Source organism: Methylomagnum sp. (genome assembly GCF_054333355.1).
This window is the reverse complement of sequence record NZ_JBTEKS010000394.1, coordinates 1-3,986: the sequence shown is the minus strand read 5'-3', so window position 1 is coordinate 3,986 and position 3,986 is coordinate 1. Positions and strand designations below refer to the sequence as shown.

Here is a 3,986-nt window from a genome sequence, read left to right as displayed (position 1 = left end):
ACTTATGGCGGTCGTGGGCTAAAGCCCACTCCCACTTTTGCCAGCCAATAGCGGCTCGAATAAGCCCAGCAAATCCCGCCGATTCTGCGGAAACCACAGATTCCCCAAATGCCCGCCATGGGGGTAAATCCGCGCCCGCGCCCCGAACACATCCTCCGCGAACCGCAAATCCTCCGCCGAAATCAGGAAGTCATCCGCGTTGTGCATCAGATGCACGCGGGGGTTGCTCCGCAAGCTTGGACCGATGGCCGTCAGCGAGGATTCAGCCGCCAGCCGCTCGAAATCCGCATTCCGTTCCTGATCCTGCCGCAACCGGGGTGCCAGGATTTGCCGGACATAATCGAGGATGTCGTAACTCCGGGCCTCCTCGAAGCGTGCGCTGCGGTAGCCCCAACTGACCGGCGTGGTGAGGATCCCCGGCTGCTTCATCAGTTCGATCACGTACAGCATATTGCCCACCGGCACCCGCAGCGCCTTGCCGATGAGGTAGCGGATTTGCTCCCCCGATAGCCGCAAGCGCCGGTTCCAGTCGGCGAAGTAACCGGGGTCGTCGATGTCCCGGTTGAGCGCCGCCCTGCCGACCCCGAAGGCGTAGGATTCGATGTCGTCCCGCTCCTCGGTGCTAAAGCGCTTGTCCAGGTCGGCCAACTGGTCGATCTTGCGGATGGCTTCCGGCAGATTCACCGGCGGATTCACCAGCAGCACCTTGTCGAAGCCAATCTGCTTGCGCTCGGCGTCCAGCTTGCTCAGATAGCCCGCGTGCAAGGCGCCGTGGCTGAAACCAATGAGTCCGATCCGACTCACGCTCACCCCGTCCCGCTCACGGAGCCGTTGCAGCACCGCTTGCATGGCGGCGTACAGGTCTTCGCTGTCCCGTCCGGTGTAGCCGGGAAAGCCGGACTGGCTGGCGGCTAGGGCGAAATTCCAACTGAACGGGGAGGGCAGGGTGGCGACCTGGAAGCCCCGGTCCACCAGCATTTGCGCCACGTAGCGGGTCGAGCCGGTGTAGGCCGAGCCGCCGAAGCCGGGGATCAGGAAAATCAGCGGCGCGTGGCGGTCGTCCTGTGGCTGGAAGCGGACCCGCAGGCGACCTTTGCCTTCCAGCAATTCGATGTCGTTCCGGCCGGGAATCATTTGGATGTGGAGGCAGCGGCTATCGTCATCCACCAGCCGCTTGTCCCGGTCCTTCAACAAGGCGACGGTGGTGGTGGCGAGGTACGGGTCCGGGTAGGGGAAGTCATAACGGGCCGGGTCCAGCCGGGCGGCGGTCGCGGCGGCACAGACAAACAGCATCAGAAGGGCGGGGAGAAATCCTTTTCTTGGGAAACGCATGGGCGGCACCTGCGGGCGAGGTTTTGTCCCTTAGACCGCGTACGGGTGGGGAATTCGGCTTGTTGTGGGTTCACAAGCCTCCCGTCTAAACACGGCCCGATCTTGTTGCCCGCTCTCTCTGGGAGAGGGGTGGGATGAGGGGGATTAAAAAGTTCAGTTTGTGGCTGTTTTGAGTATGGATGGCGCTTGATATGGACGCTGGCAAAACTATGGCGAGGATCGAGATAAACTGTTACAAAGCCTCGACGCGGGCGGCGCATAACGCAGTTGATGTGCCGCCCGCGCCGGGGCTTTGTGCCGTCTGAATTTTCGGTTTGTCGCCCTCCTTAGTTTCGCAGCGCCTCTGTAATAAAGCCATTCGCTAAACCTGACAATTCCGTCATTGCCATAACGAAGCCTTTGGGGATATATTCAAAAATCAGAATTTCATAAGGCTCATCGCACGCGGAATCGCAGGTTGGCTTATTACATTGGGCGTAAATGACGCTCTATAAAACCACAAAAACTTACATAAGGTTACTGAAATGAAAATCTTTAAACTTTTTGGAAAAATACATCAATTATATGAATATGCTAAAGCTGTTCGCAGCACGCATAAGAAGCCGATTATCAATCAATTCATTGAAGCTACAAAGCTTTATTTTTCTCAATCAAAGATAGGGTTTTCAGAATATTATGAATATGGCATTTACGATGATGAAAAGATAAAATCCCAGCATAAATCAGAAATGATAGGGTGGCGAACTAGCGCATATATTGACAAGGTGCTTAATGATGGCTCTTGGCGCAGCACGGCCAATAATAAGCTTCTCTGTTGCGCTATATTAAATGGGTTAAATATACCGGCACCAAAAAATCTAGCTATTTATTCAGTATTTGATATAGGCAAGAATGAAATTTTGTTGCGAGACCCGGATTCATTAAGGAATTTTTTATCTCGGGAAGATATATACCCTATATTTGTAAAGCCTGTTCAAGGGACTTATGGAAGAGATGCTTATGCCGTCTTAAGCTATGACCCTTCTACCGAGCGACTCGTCCTGAAAAATGGGGGTTATCTCGAAATCAAAAAGTTAATTGAAAAGGCAAGGTTTTTACCCTATGGAGGTTTATTGTTTCAGCCTCTGCTCAAACCTCATCCGATCTTGAAGCAAACGTGTGGAAATCGACTGAGTACAGTAAGATTGATTTTGATTCGTCAGGAAGAGAAATATGAAGTTTTTATGGCGTTCTTGAAAATACCTGTCGGGAATAATATGACCGACAATTTTAGCCATGGCGCAACTGGTAATATGCTGGGATGGGTGGATATAATAAATGGAAGGATTGTTCGAGTTATTCCAAAATTGGGCATAAACCGCATAGAATGTGAAATACATCCAGATACTCAACAAAAAATTATTGGATTGGCCTTGCCCGATTGGGAAAAGGCAAAAAATTATTGCTTGAAGGCGGCGGGGGTTTTAAATGGGTTATGGCTTCAACATTGGGATATCGCCTTTACTGATGAAGGCCCTATCATTCTTGAAGTAAACACCGAAGCAGATTTGGGAGTGCCACAATGTGTTGGCTACACCGGTATTCTCAATGAAAAAATGAGGAAGGCCTTGGAATTAAAGCAAAAATTTAACATTGAAAATCGAATGGCTATCCAATCAAGAAGATAAGCCGCGTAGCTGCAATGGAAAAGGTGACGGATTTATTTTCTGTGATGTGCCCCCTAGCCTAACAAAGACTTGCAGCGTAGCTGGCCGTTAGGCCAAACAGGCAGGTCGGGCATGGAAATGCATGCCCGACCTACGTGCTAACGGATAATATCCTTTCAAGAGATGTTATCCGCCCCAAATCTCACCCCATAAACCCCAAATTCCCCGCAGAGAAATTCCCCAGCGTCGGGAAGGCATAGGCCAAGTCGCCAGCGTCCGCCCCGAACCAGATTCCCAAGGTCGCGGCGTATTGCTCGGTGGCGATGGTCGGAATCCACGCCCCCCGGCCATTGGAATCGCCTGGCACGCCCAGCCCGTACTGTGGCATGGTGCCGTAGACCCCGCCCGCCACCGCGTCACCGATCACGAAGTGATGTCCGCCCCAGCCATGGTCCGTGCCGCCGGTGTTGGGTTGCAGGGTGCGGCCAAACTCCGATTGGGTGAAGCTCGTCACCTTGTTGCCCAGGCCGCTGTCGTGCATTTCCCAATAGAAGGCATTCAAGGCGGCGGACAACTGGCTGAGCAAATTCCAATGCTGCCAGTCCTGCCCGCCGTGGGTGTCGAAGCTGCCGAACTGGCAGAAGAACACCTGACGGCCCGCCCCTTGACTGGCCCGCAACTTAATCATCCGAGCCACGTCCTTGAACTGGCTGCCGATGTAGGTCTGCGGGAATAGGTCGTCATGGTGGAAAGCCGCCGCGCCGCCCGCCGCCTGCAAATCCGCCGCCAATTGGATGCCATCGCCGAACAGCCGGTTCGCCACCTTGCGCAACGGGCTGCCGCCGTCCTGGATTCGGTTCTGGTGGAGGCCCGCCAAACTGGGGCTGGCTTGGGTGGCCGGCCACCAGCCCACCCCGTTCAAGGTCAGAATCCCGCCGCCGGGGACATAGTTGCAACTGACGATTTCGCCTTGATTGAACATGGCGTTATCCGCCACCGACACCGAGT

At 54.0% G+C, this 3,986-nt stretch carries 3 protein-coding genes; 1 reads left to right on the top strand and 2 read right to left on the bottom strand.

The window, feature by feature from the left end:
• Window positions 1-18 precede the first annotated feature (18 nt).
• Window positions 19-1,332, bottom strand: coding sequence for an alpha/beta hydrolase family protein (locus ACXWUF_RS19955; protein ID WP_458496327.1), 1,314 nt, complete (start codon window positions 1,330-1,332; stop codon window positions 19-21).
• Window positions 1,333-1,856: 524 nt separating this feature from the next.
• Between ACXWUF_RS19955 and ACXWUF_RS19950 the strand changes: the two genes are divergently transcribed.
• Window positions 1,857-2,999, top strand: a complete 1,143-nt coding sequence (locus ACXWUF_RS19950; protein WP_458496326.1) for a sugar-transfer associated ATP-grasp domain-containing protein — start codon at window positions 1,857-1,859, stop codon at window positions 2,997-2,999.
• Window positions 3,000-3,180: 181 nt separating this feature from the next.
• On the opposite strand, the gene ACXWUF_RS19945 is transcribed toward ACXWUF_RS19950, so the two are convergent.
• A partial coding sequence (locus ACXWUF_RS19945; protein WP_458496325.1) for a DUF1501 domain-containing protein occupies window positions 3,181-3,986 on the bottom strand: 806 nt, incomplete at its 5' end.

What these genes read in the sequence shown, in the direction of transcription:
- ACXWUF_RS19955 (WP_458496327.1), bottom strand. Translation starts at nt 1,332, where the DNA reads ATGCGTTTCCCAAGAAAAGGATTTCTCCCCGCCCTTCTGATGCTGTTT.
- ACXWUF_RS19950 (WP_458496326.1), top strand. Translation starts at nt 1,857, where the DNA reads ATGAAAATCTTTAAACTTTTTGGAAAAATACATCAATTATATGAATAT.